Origin of the sequence: Ruegeria sediminis, from assembly GCF_005938215.1 — a bacterium.
GTDB lineage: Bacteria > Pseudomonadota > Alphaproteobacteria > Rhodobacterales > Rhodobacteraceae > Ruegeria > Ruegeria sediminis.
Genome location: NZ_VCPD01000011.1, coordinates 17,083 through 34,907, shown reverse-complemented (window position 1 = coordinate 34,907; position 17,825 = coordinate 17,083). Strand labels below are relative to the sequence as shown.

Sequence of the window (17,825 nt, the reverse complement as noted above, 5' to 3'; positions counted from 1 at the left end):
GTTGTCCGCCCGCGGAACGGCATAAATCAACCCGTCTTGTGTCCGATCGACGGCGTCCTGCCAAGGTTTTTTTCGTGTTCCGCAATCCAGTGGAGGGTGTGTTCGAACGGCATCGGGCCTGCGATCCCGAACCCCTGCACATGACCGCAGCCCAATTGCGCCAGCAGCGCATGTTCGCCGGTCGTTTCAACGCCTTCGGCCAGCGTTTCCAGGTTCAACTGCTCGGCCATCGTCAGAATGGCGCCGACAAGCTGTTGCTGTTTCGGGTCCCGGTCCGCCCGCTTGACGAAGGACCGGTCGATCTTGATCCTCGAAACGTCGAAACGCCTGAGCGAGGCGATCGAAGCGTGGCCGGTCCCGAAGTCGTCCAGATCGATCCGGCACCCCGATGCGGCCAAACCGGCAACATTTCGGGCGATGACGTCGTCTGGCGCCTTGTCGAAGACGGTTTCGAGAATCTCGACGCATAGCCGATCCGGGCGCAGGTCGACCCGGTCGAGTTCCCACTGAATGCGATCGACCAGCCCGGGACTGCGCAACTCCTCCGCCGCGAAATTCACGCTGACCCGGGGAATGCGCATCCCGGCCTCGTCCCAGGATTTCAACGCGCCCAGCGCGTGGTGGCGAATGACCTGGCCAAGGCGCTCGACCAGGCCGGTTTCCTCGACGATTTGTAGAAACGTGTCCGGCCCAAGCACGCCGCGCGTGGGATGGACCCAGCGGGCCAGCGCCTCGAATCCCGTCACCTTGCCGGTATCGGTCGAAACCTGCGGCTGGAACCAGGGTACGATCTGCCCCGTATCAAGAGCATTGCGGATGTCGTTGCGCAGATCGGTGCGGAGGCGTCCGGCGCGGCGCGACGCCGCGGAATAGGCGCGAATGGTGGAGGGGCCGATCTGTTTCGCATCTCCCAACGCGGCAAGCGTCGCGTCCAACCAACCGTCGGCGTCGTTGCCGGGCGCACGGCCGTGCAGGCAGAACCCGACCGAGCAGGAGACATAAACGGTGATCCCGTTCAGGATGATCGGGTCCTCGATCGCGGCCTGGATTCGGCCGGCCAGTTGGATGCAGTGCTCAAGCTCAAGCTGGGGCACCGGCGAAAGGCAGACGGCAAACCGATCGTGATCGAAACGGGCGGCGATGTCGCCACGCCGGACTGCGGCGGTAATCCGTTCGCTGCTGCGTTGGGCGATCATGTCCACCGCCAACTGCCCGTGCCGTTCTTCTATTTCGCGAATCTGGTCCAGCGCGATGACGAAACAGGCGGAACGCTGCCCTGAAACGGCCGCTTCGCGGTGCAGGCGGGTCATTGCCGTCAAAAACTCGTCCCGCTGAATCAGGCCGGTGACCCTGTCGCGCGTCGCCCGGCCCGAGGCGGGCCAAATGTCCAAGGCGCCGACGGCCGCGAACAGCAATGGCAACCCCAGCGCCGTCAGCAGCAAGGCGGTTTCACCACCAAGCCAGAAGGCGCCCAGCGAAACGGCGGGAAGAAAGGCGAGGATCGGCGGCCCCGTCAGGATGGGGACGAACCGGTCACGAAATCGGGTGAACAGCGAGATGTTCCGCATCGGTCTCATGGGCCTTTGGTTGGGCGAGGATCGCTCGGACCAACCCTAGGGGCCTTTCGTGAGCCGGACGTTAACGCAACTGCGGAATTTCTGCGGATTTCTCGGAACTTTTGCCGGGACCAAGGGTCAGCCCCTGGAAATCGAAAAGCTTCGGGTCAAGCAGATGCGATGGCCGCGCATTCGTCAGGGCGCGGAACATGACCTGACGGCGGCCCGGCGCGTTCTTCTCCCACTGATCGAGGATCTGTTTCACCTGCTGGCGCTGCAACCCGTCCTGACTGCCGCAGAGGTCGCAGGGTATGATGGGATAGTTCATCGCGCTGGCGAATTTCTCGCAATCCGCTTCGGACACATGCGCGAGGGGGCGATAGACGAACAAGTCGCCCTCTTCGTTCACCAGCTTGGGCGGCATGGTCGCCAGTCGGCCGCCGTGGAACAGGTTCATGAAGAAGGTTTCCAGAATGTCGTCGCGGTGATGCCCCAGGACCACCGCGGTACAGCCTTCTTCGCGTGCGATGCGGTACAGGTTTCCGCGCCGCAGGCGCGAGCACAGGGCGCAATAGGTGCGCCCCTGCGGAACCTTGTCGACCACGACCGAATAGGTGTCCTGATACTCGATCCGGTGCGGCACGCCCATGCGTTCGAGGAACTCGGGCAGCACGGTCGCCGGAAACCCCGGCTGGCCCTGGTCGAGGTTGCAGGCCAGAAGTTCTACCGGCAGCAACCCGCGCCATTGCAGCTCGTGCAGCACCGCCAGCAGGGTATAGCTGTCCTTGCCGCCCGACAGGCAGACGAGCCAACGGGGTATGGGCGCATCCTTGTCCTGCACTCCACGATCGACCATGCCATACTGCTCGATAGCCTCGCGCGTATGGCGCACGATGCGCTTGCGCAGCTTCTTGAACTCGGTCGTAGAGGGCGCGCCGGCAAAGAGCGGGTGGATATCGTCGGGTTCGTCGAACATGGCCCGCCTCTACAAGAGTTCCCCCGACCGGGCAAGGGTCAGGACGCGGGGCCAAGGCGCGCGAGAATGCCGCTTACGTCACCTGCGCCGAGCGATCCGCTGATCCGGCCGCTTTCGCCTGCGATCCGGGTGGCGATGAAGGCGTCGGCGACCGCGGCGGGCGAACGGCGCAGCAAAAGCGAGGCCGTCAGCAGCAGCGCGGTGCGTTCCGCGAACCAGCGCGCCTCGGCCTCGGGCGGCAGGCTTGACCAGCGGTCCTCGTGAGCCTTCAGCGCCGCGTCATAACGATGATCGGCACCGGCCGAAGCCCGCAATTCGGCGCGCAGGGTATCGGCGGCCAGGGGATCGCGGGCGAGGCTGCGCAGGATATCCAGACAGATCACGTTGCCCGACCCTTCCCAGATCCCGTTCAGCGGCGCCTCGCGGTAGATCATGGGAAGGGGGGTATCCTCGACATAGCCCATGCCCCCCAGAATCTCCATCGCTTCGACCGTCACGACGGGGCAGCGCTTGTTGGCAAGAAACTTGGCCAGCGCCACGCCGATGCGGGCAAAGGCGCGCTCTTCGGCGGTTTCGCTGTCAAAGGCCTGCGCGACCCGTAGTCCAAGCGTGAGCGCGCCTTCCCAGTCCAGCACGAGGTCTGCCAGAACCGAGCGCATCAGCGGTTGGTCGATCAGACGGCGCTGAAAGGCGCTGCGGTGGCTGACCCAGTGATGCGCCTCGGCAAGCGCCGCGCGCATCAATCCGGCGGGCGCCAGGGCGGTGTCGAGCCGGGTATGATGCACCATTTCGATGATCGTGCGTACGCCCGCGCCTTCGTCGCCGAGCTGATAGGCCAGGGCGTCGTGAAACTCGACTTCGGACGAGGCATTGGACCGGTTGCCCAGCTTGTCCTTGAGCCGCATCAGGTGGATGGCGTTGCGCTCGTCATCCAGCCAGCGGGGCAACAGGAAACAGGTCAGCCCGCCGGGAGCCTGCGCCAGGGTCAGGAACCCGTCGGACATCGGAGCGGAACAGAACCACTTGTGGCCTTTGAGCCGCCAGTGATCGCCGTCGCGCACGGCGACCGTGGTATTGGCCCGAACATCCGAGCCGCCCTGCTTTTCGGTCATCGCCATACCAAGCGTCGCGCTTTGCTTTTCCGCTATGGGCCGGATCGAGGGATCGTAGCTGCGGGCCATGAGCTTCGGTTGCCAGGTTGCCGCAATCTTCCGGTTGGCGGCGAGCGCGGGAATCGCCGCGTAGGTCATGGTCATCGGGCAGCAATGACCGGGCTCAACCTGGCTGGCGAGGTAGATCATGGCGGCATGGGTGACGTGCCCGCCCGGGGCACCTTCCCATGCCACGGCGGCATAACCTGCGGACTGGCTGACCTCCATCAGGCGATGGTAGGCCGGGTGAAACCGGACCTCGTCGAGCCGCCGCCCGCCACGGTCGAAAAGCTTCAGTTCCGGAAGATGCCGGTTCGCGTCCCTTCCGGCCTCGCGCATCTCGGTACGCCCCAGGGTGGCGCCATAGATGGCAAGCGGTTCCGCCTGACCGTTCGCGGCGGCGACATTCGCCCGGAGTACCGGGTCGGCCGCCCACAGGTCGCAATCTCCGCGTTCCGGTGGCTGGTTCAGGACCTCGTGCGTGGGCAGCGTGTTTCGGGCTGATGACGGCATGGCGACCTCGAGATTGCTTGACCGAAGCTTTCGGGCTCAGGCAAAGCGGGTCAAGACTGACGGGTCGTCACAAACGGAAAGGAAGCCGAAAGTGCGGCGTCAACCGGGTTTGCCGGAGCGCGTGCCGCTATCGGGATCGGGGACCGGGTCGTACCCGTCGCCGCCCAGGGGATGGCACCGCCCGATCCGCCTGGCGGCCAACCAGGCGCCCTTGACCGCGCCGTGTTTCTCCAGCGCTTCAAGCGCGTAGGCCGAGCAGGTCGGCTGATAGCGGCAGTTGAAGCCGACCCAGGGGCTGAAGACCAGCCGATAGGCGCGGACCGGCAAGGCAAGGATATGAGCCAACAGTGTCATTTCCGGTCGCCGTGCAGCTTGCGAAGGGCGTAGCGGAGATCGTCGAGCAACGCGTTGAACGGGCGCTCGGCGGTGGCCCCGGCCTTGCCGATCAGAACGTAGTCCCAGCCGGGCCGGCCGTCGCGTGGCAGTACCGCGCGCGCCGCTTCGCGCAGGCGGCGCTTGGCGCGGTTTCTGGCGACGGCGTTGCCGACCTTCTTGGAGCAGGTGAAGCCCACGCGGATGCCCTCGGCCTCATCCCGATCGCGTCTGCGCGCCTGCACCATCATCGATGCGGTGCCTTGGCGCCGCGCCCGGGCGGCCTTGAGGAAATCGGACCTCTTTTGCAGGACCGTCAGGGAAACGGGCGCGCAAACGGACGCCGCCGGGGGCGTTTCCCCGGGCTGGTCAGTGCCATCCACAGAGGCCTCCGGCGGCGTCATAAACGTCAGAACGTGTCGGTGGGCGGCTTACGCGCTCAGCGACTTGCGGCCGCGTGCGCGGCGAGCGTTCAGGATCTTGCGGCCGGCCTTGGTGGCCATGCGCGCGCGGAAACCGTGGCGGCGTTTGCGAACCAGGTTCGAAGGCTGATAGGTGCGTTTCATCGCTCCGTCTCCAATCTCTTGCGGTCGGGGTGCGGCGCGGATTCGCCTGCCCGTGGTGTTCGAAGCCCGTCCTCTACTGGCAAGTTCGGGGTAAGTCAAACCCCCTGAACGGTGTTTCACCACGTTTTGCAACAAAAACAGCGCGCATGGCAGCGCAAAGGTTTCAAAACTGTTCCTGGCGGGAGGAAACACTCACATTTGACGGGGCGGACTTCAACCCGTCGTGAAGTCACTGTTGCTTGGCGTCGGCGCGGCGCATGTTGAAAGCAGGATGGACCCGGACGAGCAGAACACGAAAATGAGCGACATGACGCACACGCCCCGGCGCGGGCTGGCCCGCCACATACCGCTGACGGTGATTCTCGTCGTCGCCGTCATCGGGTTCTTCACGCTCGGGGATTACCTGACCTTCGAAATGCTGCGCGACAACCGCGAGGCGCTTCTGGCCTGGCGTGACGTCAATTACTGGGCCCTGGCGGGATCCTTCATCGTCACCTACATCCTGATCGTCGCATTCTCGCTTCCGGGCGCGGCCGTCGCTTCGATGACCGGCGGGTTCCTCTTCGGCCTGTTCGCGGGCACTTTGTTCAACGTGACTGCCGCCACCGTCGGGGCCACGCTGATATTCCTGGCCGCGCGCGCCGGTCTCGGCGAAGTTCTGACGGCGCGTCTGGAGGCGTCGGAAGGAACCGTGAAGAAGCTCAAGGACAGGTTACGGGAGAACGAAATTCCGGTTCTGTTCTTGATGCGGCTGGTGCCGGTCGTGCCCTTTTTCGTTGCCAATCTGGTGCCGGCGCTGGTCGGGGTGAAGTTCCGCAACTTCCTGCTGACCACCGCGCTGGGCATAATCCCCGGCGGCATCGTCTACACCTGGATCGGCGTCGGGCTGGGCGGCGTGTTTGACCGGGGCGGTACACCGGATGTGTCGCTGTTGTGGGAACCCTTTGTGATCGGCCCGATCCTGGGGCTTTGTGCGCTGGCGGCGTTGCCGATCGTCGTCAGGATCCTGCGCGGCCGGAACGGGGTTTGAGCGATGGAACGGATAAGAACCGACATCCTGGTCATTGGCGCCGGGTCAGGGGGCCTTTCGGTCGCTGCGGGCGCAAGCCAGATGGGCGCCGACGTTGTTCTGCTTGAAGGCAGCGAGATGGGCGGCGATTGCCTCAACTACGGCTGTGTTCCCTCGAAGGCGCTGATCGCCAGCGGCAAGGCCGCTCATGCCCAGGCTCATTCCTCGGTGTTCGGTGTGGCGGGCGTGACGCCGCAGGTGGACTATGCCGTCGCCATGGAACACGTGCGGGACGTCATCGCGCAGATCGCACCGATGGACAGCCAGGAACGGTTCGAAGGATTCGGCGTGCGGGTGGTCCGCGATTACGGGCAGTTCATCTCGCCGACCGAAGTGCAGGCGGGCGAGCACGTGATCTCGGCCCGACGCATCGTGATAGCGACGGGGTCTTCCCCCATGGTGCCGCCGATCCCCGGCCTGGACGCAGTACCCTACCTGACCAATGAAACCCTCTTCGACCTGCGCGAGAAGCCGGAACACCTGTTGATCGTCGGTGGCGGCCCCATCGGGATGGAGATGGCGCAGGCGCATGTCCGGCTGGGGTGCCGGGTCACGGTCATCGAAGGGGAAAAGGCGCTTGGGCAGGATGACCCCGAGGCGGCGGACGTGGTTCTGCAGACTTTGCGTGACGAGGGCGTCGAGATCGTCGAAAAGGCCATGGTCGCCCGGATCGGCGGTCAGGCCGGCTCGGTCGAAGTTGCGACGAAGGACGGGCAGGACTTCGCGGGCACGCATCTGCTGCTGGCGGTGGGGCGCAAGCCGAACATCGACCGGCTGAACCTGGAGGCAGCGGGTATCGAGACGACCCGGACGGGGATCCGGGTTGACGCGTCGCTGCGCACGACGAACCGCCGGGTCTATGCGATTGGCGACGTAGCCGGTGGGCTGCAGTTCACCCACGTTGCGGGCTATCACGCCGGGATCGTCATCCGCTCGGCTCTGTTCGGTCTGCCGTCAAAGGCCAGCACCGGCCACATCCCCCGCGCCACCTATACCGATCCCGAACTGGCGCAGGTGGGCCTGACTGAGGCCGAGGCGCGCGCGCGGCATGGCGACGGGACCGAAATCGCGCGTTTCGACTATCAGCACAACGACCGGGCGGTGGCCGAGCGTATAATACCCGGCTTCATCAAGGTCATGGTCGTCAAGGGGCGCCCGGTGGGCGTCACAATCGTGGGGCATCAGGCCGGTGAACTGATCAACTTGTGGTCGCTGGCCTTGGCCAATAATCTCAAGATGAGCCAGATCGCGGCGATGGTTTCGCCCTATCCGACGGTCGGAGAGCTTAACAAACGCGTGGCGGGCGCATATTTCTCGCCGAGGCTGTTTGAGAATCAAATGGTTAAACGAGTGGTCAGGTTCGTCCAGCGCTGGGTTTCCTGACCGGGAAAGGAGCCGATGCTGAACACGCTGTCAGGCCGATTCCTGATCCTGACCACGGTCTTCGTGATGTTGGCCGAAGTGCTGATCTTCGTCCCGTCCATCGCCCGTTTCCGAGAGGATTTCCTGCTCGATCGGCTGGAACGCGCCCAGATCGCCTCGCTGGCGCTGTTGGCCGACGACATGCTGGCCGATGAGCTCGAGGCCGAGCTGCTGGCGAATGCGGGGGTCTACAACGTGGTGCTGCGGCGCGACGAGGTGCGGCAATTGATGCTGGCCTCGCCGATCCCGGGCCAGATTTCGGACACGTTCGATCTGCGCAGGGCATCGCCCTGGGTCCTGATCCGCGATGCCGTGAAACAGTTCTTCACCCCCGGAAACGAGATCGTCCGGGTGATCGGCGAGCCGGTTCGTGGCGCCGGCCTTCTGATCGAAGTGACGATGGAGACCGAACCGCTGCGCGCGGCCATGTTCGACTATGGCGTGCGCATCTTCTGGCTGTCGCTGGTGATCTCGGTGATCACCGCCTTTCTGCTGTTCCTCGCCGTGCGGGCCTTTCTCGTGCGTCCGATCAAGGGCGTCGTCGGCTACATGCAACGCTATGCCCGCGCCCCGGAGGATGCGCGCGGCATCATTCAGCCCCGCGCCGGGGTGACCGAACTGCGCGAAGCCGAAGAGGCGCTGCAGTTGCTGCAGACGGAACTGACACATGCCCTGAAACAGCGCGAGCGGCTGGCGCAGTTGGGCTCGGCCGTGGCCAAGGTCAGCCATGACCTGCGCAACATCCTGACTTCGGCGCAGCTCTTTACCGACCGGATCGAGGCGAGCGAGGACCCGCTGGTGCGCCGCATGGCGCCCAAGCTGGTCAGTTCGATCACCCGGGCCGTGTCGCTGTGCGAGAGCACGCTGGCCTTCGGAAGGGCCGAGGAACCGGCGCCGACCCTGACCATGGTCCGGTTGCGCGACGTCGCCCAGGACGTGCTGGCCAGCGAGAGCCTGGCGCTCGACAGTTCGGACATCGAGTTCGTCAACGAAGTGCCCGACGAGATGGTGGTGCGCGCGGACCCCGAGCAGCTGTTCCGCGTGATCATGAACCTGGTCCGGAACGCGCGGCAGGCTCTGGAGGTCACCAACATACCGGGTCAGATCACCGTTGCGGCCGAGGATCAGGAGACCGCCTGGTGCATCGAGGTGCGCGATACCGGGCAGGGCCTGCCGCCCAAGGCGCAGCAAAACCTATTCACCCCGTTTCAGGGCGGCGTCCGCAAGGGCGGCGCGGGGCTGGGCCTTGCCATCGCGTCGGAACTGGTGCGCGGCCACGGTGGCGAATTGCTGCTGAAACGGACCGGACCAGAGGGAACGACCTTTGAAATAAGGCTTCCCAAAGGCGACTGGACTTTTTGAAAGAATTTTGAAGAATCGGGTTGCGCCCCCCCTGCGCTGCGTCTAAATAGCCCCTCACCAAGCGGACCGATAGCTCAGCTGGATAGAGTACTTGACTACGAATCAAGGGGTCGGGGGTTCGAATCCTCCTCGGTCCGCCACTTGGTACTGAAATCATCGGGTGAAACCATGCCCGATGTCTTTCCCCTCCGAACAGTTCCGACTTTTGCCGTGCGCGGGTCCGGTGGTCCGTTTCATGATCTGTGTCAGTGTGTTCGCCCGCCGCAAGTGTGAATAGTGGTCCCGACAGGTGCCTGAGATGCATGTCGTCAGGCGCAACAGCGATCAATTGCGGCGGTTCCGGATGAAAAACGGCGGCACTACAGACGGAGATCACGCCAACACAGCCTACGTGCGGTCGAAGGAGTGGGTGCTCGACGCGCTACGGGTCGACCCGGAGCAAGGGCTTTCCGAAAACGAAGCCGCCGTTCGGCGCGCCGAGTACGGAACCAACGAGATCGGCACGTGGCGGCGGACCTCGTATTGGCGGATCCTGGTCAACCAGTTCCGCGGCGCCGTCGTTTGGCTCTTGTTTGCCGCCGCGGCCCTTTCCTTCTGGCTGGGCGACGTCGCAGAGGGCGTCGCGATTGTTGTGGTCCTGGTCATCAACACATTGATCGGTTTTTTCACCGAGGCGCGCGCGGCGACGTCGATGGACGCGCTGCGCAAACTCACGCGGACGACGGCTCGGGTCCGCCGGGCGGGGCGCGAGATCCGCGTCGACGCCGACGATCTCGTTCCGGGGGACATCGTGCTGTTGGAAGCGGGGGATGTTGTTCCGGCGGATCTGCGGCTGCTCTCGTCGGTGGATCTGCACACCGATGAGTCGACGCTGACCGGGGAGTCGGTTCCAGTCGCCAAATCGACCGAGGCCATCGGGCGGACGGTTCCGCTTGCCGATCGCCGCAACATGGTCTTTCGCGGCACTTCGGTGACCAGGGGCAACGCCGTCGCGATAACCGCCGCGACCGGCAGCCGGACCCAGCTTGGCGAAATCACGGAAATGGTTGCTGGGGCCGAGGCCGAGAGCAGCCCACTGGAAGAGCGGCTGGCGCAACTGGGGTGGCATCTGGCCTTGGCCGCTCTGGCGGTTTCGATCGCTATCGCGGCGGCCGGCGTCTTCACCGGCCGCCCGCTGTTCGAGATGCTGGAAACCGCGATCGCGCTGGCCGTTGCAGCGGTGCCCGAGGGCCTGCCGATCGTCGCCACGCTTTCTCTGGCGCGCGGCATGTGGCGGATGGCGGCCCGGAACGTCCTGATCAACCGGCTTTCGGCCGTCGAGACGCTGGGATCGACCAACATCCTCCTGACCGACAAGACCGGCACGCTGACCGAAAACAGGATGAGCGTCGAACTGCTGCTGTTCTCCGATGGCGAGATCCGGACTGAAGAGGTGTCGGAAAAGAAAAAACCACCGCAGGTCGAAGCCGCGATCAGAACGATGGTTTTGTGCAACGACGCGGTTCTTGGCCCGTCTCACGATGACAGTGAAGGCGATCCGATGGAGGTCGCGTTGCTGCGCGCCGCAAATGACATGGGGTTGGATCCCGTGGCCGTTGGTCGGACCTGCCCGCGGCAAAGAAGCATCGCCTTCGATCCGGACATCAAGATGATGGCGACCGTGAATGCCGACGAGGCCGGGACGAGGGTGCATGTCAAAGGGGCGCCCGAGGCCGTGCTGGCGGCATCGACCCGTGTCCTCGGCGCTAACGGGGAAATCAAGTTGACGTCGGATCTGCGGCGCGACATCGAGGCGCGGATCGAGGCGGCAGGCGCGACCGGATTGCGGATGCTGGGGCTTGCCCAGCGTGACGATGCGGATGACGAGCAAGTCTATTCGGAACTGACGCTGATCGGGTTCGTCGGGCTACAGGATCCCGCAAGGCCGGAGGTCCCCGCAGCGATCGCCGACTGCCTGCGGGCCGGGGTCCGGGTGATCATGGTGACCGGCGACCACAAGGAGACCGCCCGCAAGATCGCCAGCGAGGTCGGGCTCGTCAAAGGGCATGATGTTCACGTCTCGGACGGGGTCGAACTGGCCCAGGCGCGCGAGTTGCCCGAGGCCGCGCAGGAACTGCTCGGGATCGACGTCTTCGCCCGGGTTCCGCCGCGGGAGAAACTGACGCTGGTTGCCTTGCACCAGCAAAACAACTCGATCGTCGCAATGACCGGCGACGGGGTCAACGATGCGCCGGCGCTCCAAAAGGCCGATATCGGCATTGCCATGGGCAAGCGCGGAACGCAGGTCGCGGCGGAAGCCTCGGACATCATTCTGCGGGACGATGCCTTTGGGTCGATCGTCGAGGCGATGCGGCAAGGCCGCATCGTCTATTCCAACATCCGGATGTTCGTGCGCTACCTGTTCACCTGCAATCTCAGCGAAATCGCCCTGATCGCGGTTGCGATGCTTGCCGGTGTGCCGATGCCGCTGACGCCCTTGCAGATCCTGTTCCTGAACCTGATCACCGATATCTTCCCCGCAATTGCCTTGGGCATGGGCGAAGGGGCGCGGGACGTGATGCGCGTTGCGCCGCGGCGGCCGGACGAACCGCTCGTCACCCGGCGCCGGTGGAAAGGGATTGTCGCCGAGGGCGCCCTGATCGGCCTGTGCGCTTTCGGTGCCTTCCTGATCGAACTGGTGCGGTCGGGGGTTGAGACAGCGACCGGGGTGGCGTTCCTGACGATCTGCATCGCGCAGCTTCTGTTCGTGTTCGTCATGTACCCGCGCGGCGAGGCGCTGTTCTCCAGCGAAATCACCCGGAATGGCTATGTCTGGTTCGCCGTGTTCTTCAGCACCGGATTGATGCTGGCCGGAACCTACCTGCCGCCACTGTCCGACGTTCTGGGCATCCAGCCGCCCGATCTGGAAGGGTGGGCGACGATCCTGGTTGCGGGCAGCGCGCCAGCTGCTGTGATCCTCGTGACCAGACGACTGTTCCTGCGGTAAAGTGCATCTGACCGCGGCCGGTCGCAGCCCGGTGCAGAAAGGGGAAACAGCATGGGCACCATGCGCGCGATGCTCCTGACGGAGCAGGGGCAGCCGCTGATGTTGTCCGAAGTTCCGCGGCCGGATCCTGCGCCGGGCGAGGTGCTGATCCGGATTGACGCCTGCGGTGTATGCCGGACCGACCTGCATGTCATCGACGGCGATCTGACCGAGCCGAAACTGCCCCTGATCCTCGGGCATGAGATCGTGGGAAAGGTCGTGGAAAGCAACGCCGCCGACGCACTTGCGCCGGGACTGCGCGTCGGGGTGCCGTGGCTCGGACGAACCTGCGGCTGTTGTCATTATTGCCTGCACGAGTCCGAAAACCTCTGCGACGCACCGCTGTTTACCGGCTACACGCGCGACGGGGGGTATGCCGAATATTGCGTTGCCGATGCCCGTTACGTATTCGCGATGCCCGATGGGCCGGACAGCGCCGAATTGGCGCCGCTGCTGTGTGCCGGGCTGATCGGCCACAGGTCATTGCGCTTTGCCGGAGATGCGCAAACGATCGGGATCTATGGCTTCGGTGCCGCGGCCCATATCGTCGCCCAGGTGGCCAAATGGGAAGGCCGCCGTGTCCTGGCCTTTACCAGGCCCGGCGACGCCGAGGCGCAGTCCTTTGCCCTGCGAATGGGGGCCGACTGGGCGGGGGGCTCGGATCAGCCCGCGCCGGAGCCTCTGGATGCGGCGATCCTGTTCGCGCCCGTTGGAGGATTGGTGCCCGCCGCCCTCCGCGCGACGCGAAAAGGGGGCGTGGTCGTCTGTGGCGGCATCCACATGAGCGACATCCCGCAGTTTCCTTATGACATCCTCTGGGGAGAGAGGGCCGTGAAATCGGTCGCGAACCTGACCCGCAAGGATGGCGAAGAGTTCTTCCGGATCGTCGCCAGCGCCGGTATCCGGACAGAAATCGAGAAGTTCCGGCTGGAAGACGCCAACACCGCCATTGACAGATTGCGACAGGGCCGGTTGTCTGGGGCTGCGGTGCTGGTCAATCGCTAGGAGGCCGCGGCGCTGCGTTCGCCAATGCGTCTTACGGCCGGACGGCTTTTTTGAGATTAACCTGCGCGAGCATCGCCCGCTGCTTTTTGGGAACGGCCGTCGCGATGGACCCAGGCAGCACCTCGCGTTACCAATCGATCCCGAGAACAGGACCCAATCTATCCAACTGACAGACGATGCCGAACACGCAATGCGACGACGCGCCATGAACCGCCGCTATCCAAATCCCAGATTCCGGCTGCGCATCGTGTTCAGCGAGGATGAGATGATCGGGCCGGGAAAGGCCGAGCTTCTGGAGCGCATTTCCAACACCGGCTCGATCGCCGCGGCGGGCCGCGAGATGGGGATGAGTTACAAGCGCGCGTGGCAATTGGTCGAGACGATGAACGCGATGTTCAACGAACCGGTGGTACTCAGCACGCGGGGCGGCGCCAGCGGTGGTGGCGCAACGTTGACGGAAACCGGCAAAGCGGTCCTGTCCGGGTATCGCAGCCTCGAGGACGAGGCGCAAAAGGCTGCGGAAGAACACATCGCGCGGCTTCAGGGCATGTTGCGGATACGCGGCGATGAAAATTAGACCTTGCCTGTAGCCATGCGGTTTCGATATTCCCGAAGAAACATAACGATGTCTCTGGATGCCCCATGATGTTCTCCCGCGCCAGCCGCTTTTGCGCCGCCGCGCTTGTCGTTTTTGCCCTTCTGGCCGCTCCGGCGCGGGCCAGCGCCGACGAGGTTCTGGTATTCGCGGCGGCCAGCCTGAAAACGGCTCTGGACCGGATTGCGGCGGAGTTCGGGGCGGCGAGCGGGCATGAGGTCACGGTGTCCTATGCGGGTTCCTCGGTTTTGGCGCGCCAGATCCAACTTGGCGCTCCGGCGCATCTGTTCCTTTCTGCCAATCGGGAATGGATGGACGTGCTCGAGGCGGACGGGAGGATCGATCCGGGAACCCGGGTCGATCTGCTGGGCAACAGCCTTGTCCTGATCGGCGGGCCGAACGCCGATCCGGTCGAAACGATGGGACCCGGCTTCGACCTTATGGCGCGGCTCGGCGGCGGTCGTCTGGCAATGGCTCTGGTGGATGCGGTCCCGGCGGGTATCTATGGCAAGGCGGCGCTGGAACACTTCGGGCTGTGGGCAAAGGTGAAAGACAGCGTGGCCCAGACGGACAATGTGCGGGCGGCGCTGGCGCTGGTCGCCAGCGGCGCCGCGCCTCTGGGGATCGTCTACGCCTCGGACGCGATGGCCGAAGGCCGTGTGCAGGTCATTGGCCGGTTCCCGGCCGGCTCGCACCCTCCCATCGTCTATCCTGCGGCTGCTATCGTGAACGGCCCGGCCGCCGCGCTGGAATTTCTGGCTTTTCTGCAGGGCGATGCCGCCCAGGATGTGTTTTTGGAGCAGGGTTTCACCCTGCCCGGGGAGTGAGAGCATGGGCTGGTTGGGACCCGAGGAGTGGAGCGCGCTCATGCTGTCCTTGCGCGTGTCGTTCTGGGCTACGGTCGTGTCGCTGCCCTTCGGCGTCTTCGTCGCCTATGCGCTGGCGCGCTGGCGGTTTCCGGGGCGGCCCATCCTGAACGGGCTGGTGCATCTGCCGCTGATCCTGCCGCCAGTGGTGACGGGGTACCTGCTGCTCATGACCTTCGGCACGCAAGGCCCGGTGGGCAGCCTGCTGGCGCAGGTCGGCATCGTGTTCGCTTTCCGCTGGACCGGCGCCGCCCTGGCCGCGGGCATTATGGCCTTTCCGCTCATGGTCCGCGCCATCCGCCTGTCGATCGAGGCAGTGGATCCCAAGCTGGAACAGGCGGGGGCGACGCTCGGAGCGCCGCGTCCTCTGGTGTTCCTCACCGTGACGCTGCCGATGATCCTGCCGGGCATCATAGCAGGGGGTATCCTCGGCTTTGCCAAGGCGATGGGGGAGTTCGGCGCGACCATTACCTTTGTATCCAACATTCCGGGCCAGACGCAGACGCTTCCTTCGGCGGTCTACGCCTTTTTGCAGGTGCCGGGCGGTGAACCCGCCGCGCTGCGCCTCGTGATCGTTTCGATCGTGGTCGCGATGGGCGCGCTGTTGCTGTCGGAGGTGGTGGGACGCCGCGCCGCGGCGCGGGTGGCAGGCACATGAGCCTGTCGGTAAAGCTGTCTCACCGGCTTCCGGACATGGAGCTGGACGTGGCCTTCGACGCGCCACCAGGCGTCACGGTGCTGTTCGGCCGGTCCGGCTCTGGCAAGACAACCATCGTCAACGCCGTTGCCGGGTTGCTGAGGCCGGATGCCGGGCGGGTGGCCGTCGGAGACTGGGTTCTGTTCGATACCGAACGGGGGCGCTGGTTGCCGCCGCATCGGCGCCGTTTGGGCTATATCTTTCAGGAAGGACGTCTGTTTCCGCACCTGACCGTCCGCCAGAACCTCGCATATGGCGGCTGGTTCGCGCCGCGCGGCGCGCATCGTGAAAACCGCGACAAGGTCGTCGAGATGCTGGGCATCGGACATCTGCTGGACCGACGGCCCGCACTGTTGTCGGGTGGGGAAAAGCAGCGCGTCGCCATTGGCCGCGCGCTGCTGGCCAGCCCGCAACTGATTCTGGCGGACGAGCCGTTGGCGGCGCTTGATGATGCCCGCAAGGCCGAGATCCTGCCCTATTTCGAGCGCCTGCGCGACGAGGTCTCGGTTCCGATCCTTTACGTCACGCATTCGGCGGCCGAGGTGGCACGGCTTGCGACTTCGGTCGTGGCCCTGCAGGACGGCAAGGCCGTCCGGCATGGCCCGGCGGCCGAGGTCCTGTCCGATCCGGCAGTTGCCCCTGCGGGCGTGCGGGCGGTCGGCGCCGTGTTGCAGGCGCGCGTCCACGCTCATCACGCCGACGGCCTGACCGAGCTTGAGGCCGGGGGCGATCACCTGTTTTTGCCGCGTATCCCGCACCGACCAGGCGAAACGGTGCGGATCCGCATCGCCGCGCAGGAGGTCATTCTGGCGAACCGAAAACCCGATGGATTGTCCGCGCTCAATGTCCTTCAGGGCACGGTTCTGGGCATACGCTCCGGCGAAGGCCCCGGCGCCATCGTTTCGGTGCAGACGCGCGCGGGGATGATCCTGGCGCGCATCACCAGACGTTCGTCCGAGGCGCTGGGATTGCGGCAAGGCATGAAGTGTCATGCCGTGATCAAGACCGTGGCCATCGCACCGGAAGACATCGGTGGCCGGGTCATCGACACCTGAACGTGACCGTTGCTCTGATCGATGATCAGCGGCGGTTCATGGTTCACGCCAATGTCCCGGCCTCGAACTCTCGCAAGATCATCCGGGTGGCCTTCGGTCCGTCATGCCTTCCTCGCACAGTCGCCCATTTCGTCTGAACCGAATGAAACACGGTTAAGGTCCGTAGGAGCGTAGCCGCAACATGGGTCTGGCCTGACCGCACAACTGGCCTATTCTATACTGCAAGAGCAAAGGATTTTCGGGAGACATTCATGAAGAGCATTGCGAAAGTGGCGGTATTGTCGGCCCTGATCCTCGTGCCCGGCGTGGCTTCGGCGTTCCGGGCGTGGAACCGGGCCCAGGTCTATGATTTGGGAAGCGGCGTCTTCGAGGTGGTGAACTACTTCGGAACCGTTCCAAGGGATTATTGGTGCGGGGCAGGGGATTACGCGATCCGGGTACTGAGAACCCCGGCCACGCAGAGGGTGTATCTGTGGCAGGCGGAAGGTCCATCCGTTTCGGAGCCGGGCCGGAAAGGGGTCAAATTTTCACTGAAGCCCCCGGCGGGTGCGGACACCACGCCGGGTTTCACCGTGACGGTCAAGCGCGTCGGGGACAACATGTCCGCGTCGATGGCGCAGAACTACTGCTATGACAACACCGCCGACGAGATTTGGCTGAAATAGGGCTCAGACCCATTTCGCCAGCGGCGGCAGGCTCATCAGCACGGCGTCGGGATCGTGACCGGTTTCCAGGCCGAACTTGGTGCCGCGGTCGTAGACCAGGTTGTATTCCGCATAAAGTCCCCGGTGGATCAGTTGGGTGTCCTTGTCCCGATCACTGAACGCCTGTACCCGCCGTCTTTCGACCAAGGGCAGGAATGCGGGCAGGAAGGCGCGGCCGATGTCCTGCGTCAGGGCGAAATCCGCCTGCCAGTCGTTCGTGCAGTAGTCGTCCATGAAAATCCCGCCGACGCCGCGCGCGCGCTTGCGATGCGGGATGTAGAAATATTCATCGGCCCATTCCTTTAGGCGCGGATAGTGTCCCGGTCCGTGCGGGTCCAGATGCGCCTTCTGCGTGGCGTGGAAATGGGACGTGTCCTCGGCATACTCGATGCACGGGTTCAGGTCGGAGCCGCCGCCGAACCACCAGGCATGCGGCGTCCAGAACATGCGGGTGTTCATGTGGACCGCCGGGACATGCGGGTTCTGCATATGGGCGACAAGGCTGATGCCCGAGGCCCAGAATCGCGGATCCTCGCGCATTCCAGGGATGCCTTTGCGCGCGGCCATGGCGTTCTGCGCACGCTCGCCCAGAGTGCCGTAGACGGTCGAGACATTCACGCCGACCTTCTCGAACACCCGCCCGCCGCGCATGACCGACATGAGCCCGCCGCCCGCGTCCGAACCGTCATCCGATTGGCGCTTGGTCTCGGTCAGCTGGAAACGGCCCGGTTCGGCGTCGGAAAACGGCCCGGTTTCGTGACTGTCCTCGAGCGCCTCGAAAGCCGCCACGATGTCGTCGCGGAGTTGCCGGAACCAGGCGGCGGCGGAGGATTTTTCGGCGCTATACGGATCGGTCATGTTTCGGGTCCTTCCAGAAGATGGCCTTGCCTT

The 17,825-nt window shown here is 64.7% G+C and carries 17 protein-coding genes and 1 tRNA gene; 11 read left to right on the top strand and 7 right to left on the bottom strand.

Annotated elements, in window-relative coordinates; translation table 11 throughout:
• Positions 1-26: 26 nt before the first annotated feature.
• The 6 genes from FGK63_RS19885 to rpmH form a co-directional block, all read right to left on the bottom strand.
• On the bottom strand, positions 27-1,577 hold the full coding sequence (locus tag FGK63_RS19885; protein ID WP_342777341.1) for a putative bifunctional diguanylate cyclase/phosphodiesterase: 1,551 nt from the start codon (positions 1,575-1,577) through the stop codon (positions 27-29).
• Positions 1,578-1,638: 61 nt separating this feature from the next.
• Positions 1,639-2,532: a tRNA 2-thiocytidine(32) synthetase TtcA gene (gene ttcA, locus FGK63_RS19880; protein ID WP_138845573.1), complete on the bottom strand. Its 894-nt coding sequence runs from the start codon at positions 2,530-2,532 to the stop codon at positions 1,639-1,641.
• A gap of 38 nt (positions 2,533-2,570) precedes the next feature.
• Positions 2,571-4,196 (bottom strand): acyl-CoA dehydrogenase family protein, encoded by a 1,626-nt coding sequence (locus FGK63_RS19875; protein WP_138845571.1) that lies wholly within the window; start codon positions 4,194-4,196, stop codon positions 2,571-2,573.
• Between the two features lie 99 nt (positions 4,197-4,295).
• Positions 4,296-4,550, bottom strand: coding sequence for a membrane protein insertion efficiency factor YidD (gene yidD / locus FGK63_RS19870; protein WP_138845569.1), 255 nt, complete (start codon positions 4,548-4,550; stop codon positions 4,296-4,298).
• The gene (rnpA, locus tag FGK63_RS19865; protein WP_138845567.1) at positions 4,547-4,972 is read right to left on the bottom strand and encodes a ribonuclease P protein component; all 426 of its coding nucleotides are present in this window, start codon (positions 4,970-4,972) and stop codon (positions 4,547-4,549) included. Before rnpA ends, yidD begins: the two co-directional genes overlap by 4 nt.
• Before the next feature lie 27 nt (positions 4,973-4,999).
• Entirely contained in the window at positions 5,000-5,134 is a 135-nt protein-coding gene (rpmH, locus tag FGK63_RS19860; RefSeq protein ID WP_005980833.1) for a 50S ribosomal protein L34, read from the bottom strand.
• 298 nt (positions 5,135-5,432) lie between these two features.
• On the opposite strand from rpmH, the gene FGK63_RS19855 reads away from it, so the two are divergent.
• The 11 genes from FGK63_RS19855 (at position 5,433) to FGK63_RS19805 (ending at position 16,895) form a co-directional block, all read left to right on the top strand.
• On the top strand, positions 5,433-6,164 hold the full coding sequence (locus tag FGK63_RS19855) for a TVP38/TMEM64 family protein (protein WP_138845677.1): 732 nt from the start codon (positions 5,433-5,435) through the stop codon (positions 6,162-6,164).
• A gap of 3 nt (positions 6,165-6,167) precedes the next feature.
• Positions 6,168-7,586: a dihydrolipoyl dehydrogenase family protein gene (locus FGK63_RS19850; RefSeq protein ID WP_138845566.1), complete on the top strand. Its 1,419-nt coding sequence runs from the start codon at positions 6,168-6,170 to the stop codon at positions 7,584-7,586.
• Positions 7,587-7,601: 15 nt separating this feature from the next.
• Complete coding sequence (locus FGK63_RS19845; protein WP_138845564.1) at positions 7,602-8,987, top strand: sensor histidine kinase; 1,386 nt, start codon at positions 7,602-7,604, stop codon at positions 8,985-8,987.
• 63 nt (positions 8,988-9,050) lie between these two features.
• Positions 9,051-9,127: transfer RNA gene (locus tag FGK63_RS19840), tRNA-Arg, on the top strand.
• Positions 9,128-9,285: 158 nt separating this feature from the next.
• A complete protein-coding gene (locus FGK63_RS19835) occupies positions 9,286-11,973 on the top strand; it encodes a cation-translocating P-type ATPase (RefSeq protein WP_138845562.1) in 2,688 nt (895 codons plus the stop codon).
• A gap of 51 nt (positions 11,974-12,024) precedes the next feature.
• On the top strand, positions 12,025-13,017 hold the full coding sequence (locus tag FGK63_RS19830; RefSeq protein WP_246044097.1) for a zinc-dependent alcohol dehydrogenase family protein: 993 nt from the start codon (positions 12,025-12,027) through the stop codon (positions 13,015-13,017).
• 205 nt (positions 13,018-13,222) lie between these two features.
• Entirely contained in the window at positions 13,223-13,594 is a 372-nt protein-coding gene (locus FGK63_RS19825) for a winged helix-turn-helix domain-containing protein (protein WP_138845560.1), read from the top strand.
• Between the two features lie 65 nt (positions 13,595-13,659).
• On the top strand, positions 13,660-14,439 hold the full coding sequence (gene modA, locus FGK63_RS19820) for a molybdate ABC transporter substrate-binding protein (protein WP_246044096.1): 780 nt from the start codon (positions 13,660-13,662) through the stop codon (positions 14,437-14,439).
• A gap of 4 nt (positions 14,440-14,443) precedes the next feature.
• Complete coding sequence (modB, locus tag FGK63_RS19815; protein ID WP_138845558.1) at positions 14,444-15,136, top strand: molybdate ABC transporter permease subunit; 693 nt, start codon at positions 14,444-14,446, stop codon at positions 15,134-15,136.
• Entirely contained in the window at positions 15,133-16,230 is a 1,098-nt protein-coding gene (gene modC, locus FGK63_RS19810) for a molybdenum ABC transporter ATP-binding protein (protein WP_138845555.1), read from the top strand. Before modB ends, modC begins: the two co-directional genes overlap by 4 nt.
• A gap of 251 nt (positions 16,231-16,481) precedes the next feature.
• The gene (locus FGK63_RS19805) at positions 16,482-16,895 is read left to right on the top strand and encodes a hypothetical protein (RefSeq protein ID WP_138845553.1); all 414 of its coding nucleotides are present in this window, start codon (positions 16,482-16,484) and stop codon (positions 16,893-16,895) included.
• Between the two features lie 3 nt (positions 16,896-16,898).
• On the opposite strand, the gene hemF is transcribed toward FGK63_RS19805, so the two are convergent.
• Positions 16,899-17,792 (bottom strand): oxygen-dependent coproporphyrinogen oxidase, encoded by an 894-nt coding sequence (gene hemF, locus FGK63_RS19800; RefSeq protein ID WP_138845551.1) that lies wholly within the window; start codon positions 17,790-17,792, stop codon positions 16,899-16,901.
• Between the last annotated feature and the right edge of the window lie 33 nt (positions 17,793-17,825).

Coding starts and splice junctions, on each gene's coding strand:
- FGK63_RS19885 (WP_342777341.1), bottom strand. CDS start 1,577: ATGAGACCGATGCGGAACATCTCGCTGTTCACCCGATTTCGTGACCGG.
- ttcA (WP_138845573.1), bottom strand. CDS start 2,532: ATGTTCGACGAACCCGACGATATCCACCCGCTCTTTGCCGGCGCGCCC.
- FGK63_RS19875 (WP_138845571.1), bottom strand. CDS start 4,196: ATGCCGTCATCAGCCCGAAACACGCTGCCCACGCACGAGGTCCTGAAC.
- yidD (WP_138845569.1), bottom strand. CDS start 4,550: ATGACACTGTTGGCTCATATCCTTGCCTTGCCGGTCCGCGCCTATCGG.
- rnpA (WP_138845567.1), bottom strand. CDS start 4,972: ATGACGCCGCCGGAGGCCTCTGTGGATGGCACTGACCAGCCCGGGGAA.
- rpmH (WP_005980833.1), bottom strand. CDS start 5,134: ATGAAACGCACCTATCAGCCTTCGAACCTGGTTCGCAAACGCCGCCAC.
- FGK63_RS19855 (WP_138845677.1), top strand. CDS start 5,433: ATGAGCGACATGACGCACACGCCCCGGCGCGGGCTGGCCCGCCACATA.
- FGK63_RS19850 (WP_138845566.1), top strand. CDS start 6,168: ATGGAACGGATAAGAACCGACATCCTGGTCATTGGCGCCGGGTCAGGG.
- FGK63_RS19845 (WP_138845564.1), top strand. CDS start 7,602: ATGCTGAACACGCTGTCAGGCCGATTCCTGATCCTGACCACGGTCTTC.
- FGK63_RS19835 (WP_138845562.1), top strand. CDS start 9,286: ATGCATGTCGTCAGGCGCAACAGCGATCAATTGCGGCGGTTCCGGATG.
- FGK63_RS19830 (WP_246044097.1), top strand. CDS start 12,025: ATGGGCACCATGCGCGCGATGCTCCTGACGGAGCAGGGGCAGCCGCTG.
- FGK63_RS19825 (WP_138845560.1), top strand. CDS start 13,223: ATGAACCGCCGCTATCCAAATCCCAGATTCCGGCTGCGCATCGTGTTC.
- modA (WP_246044096.1), top strand. CDS start 13,660: ATGATGTTCTCCCGCGCCAGCCGCTTTTGCGCCGCCGCGCTTGTCGTT.
- modB (WP_138845558.1), top strand. CDS start 14,444: ATGGGCTGGTTGGGACCCGAGGAGTGGAGCGCGCTCATGCTGTCCTTG.
- modC (WP_138845555.1), top strand. CDS start 15,133: ATGAGCCTGTCGGTAAAGCTGTCTCACCGGCTTCCGGACATGGAGCTG.
- FGK63_RS19805 (WP_138845553.1), top strand. CDS start 16,482: ATGAAGAGCATTGCGAAAGTGGCGGTATTGTCGGCCCTGATCCTCGTG.
- hemF (WP_138845551.1), bottom strand. CDS start 17,792: ATGACCGATCCGTATAGCGCCGAAAAATCCTCCGCCGCCGCCTGGTTC.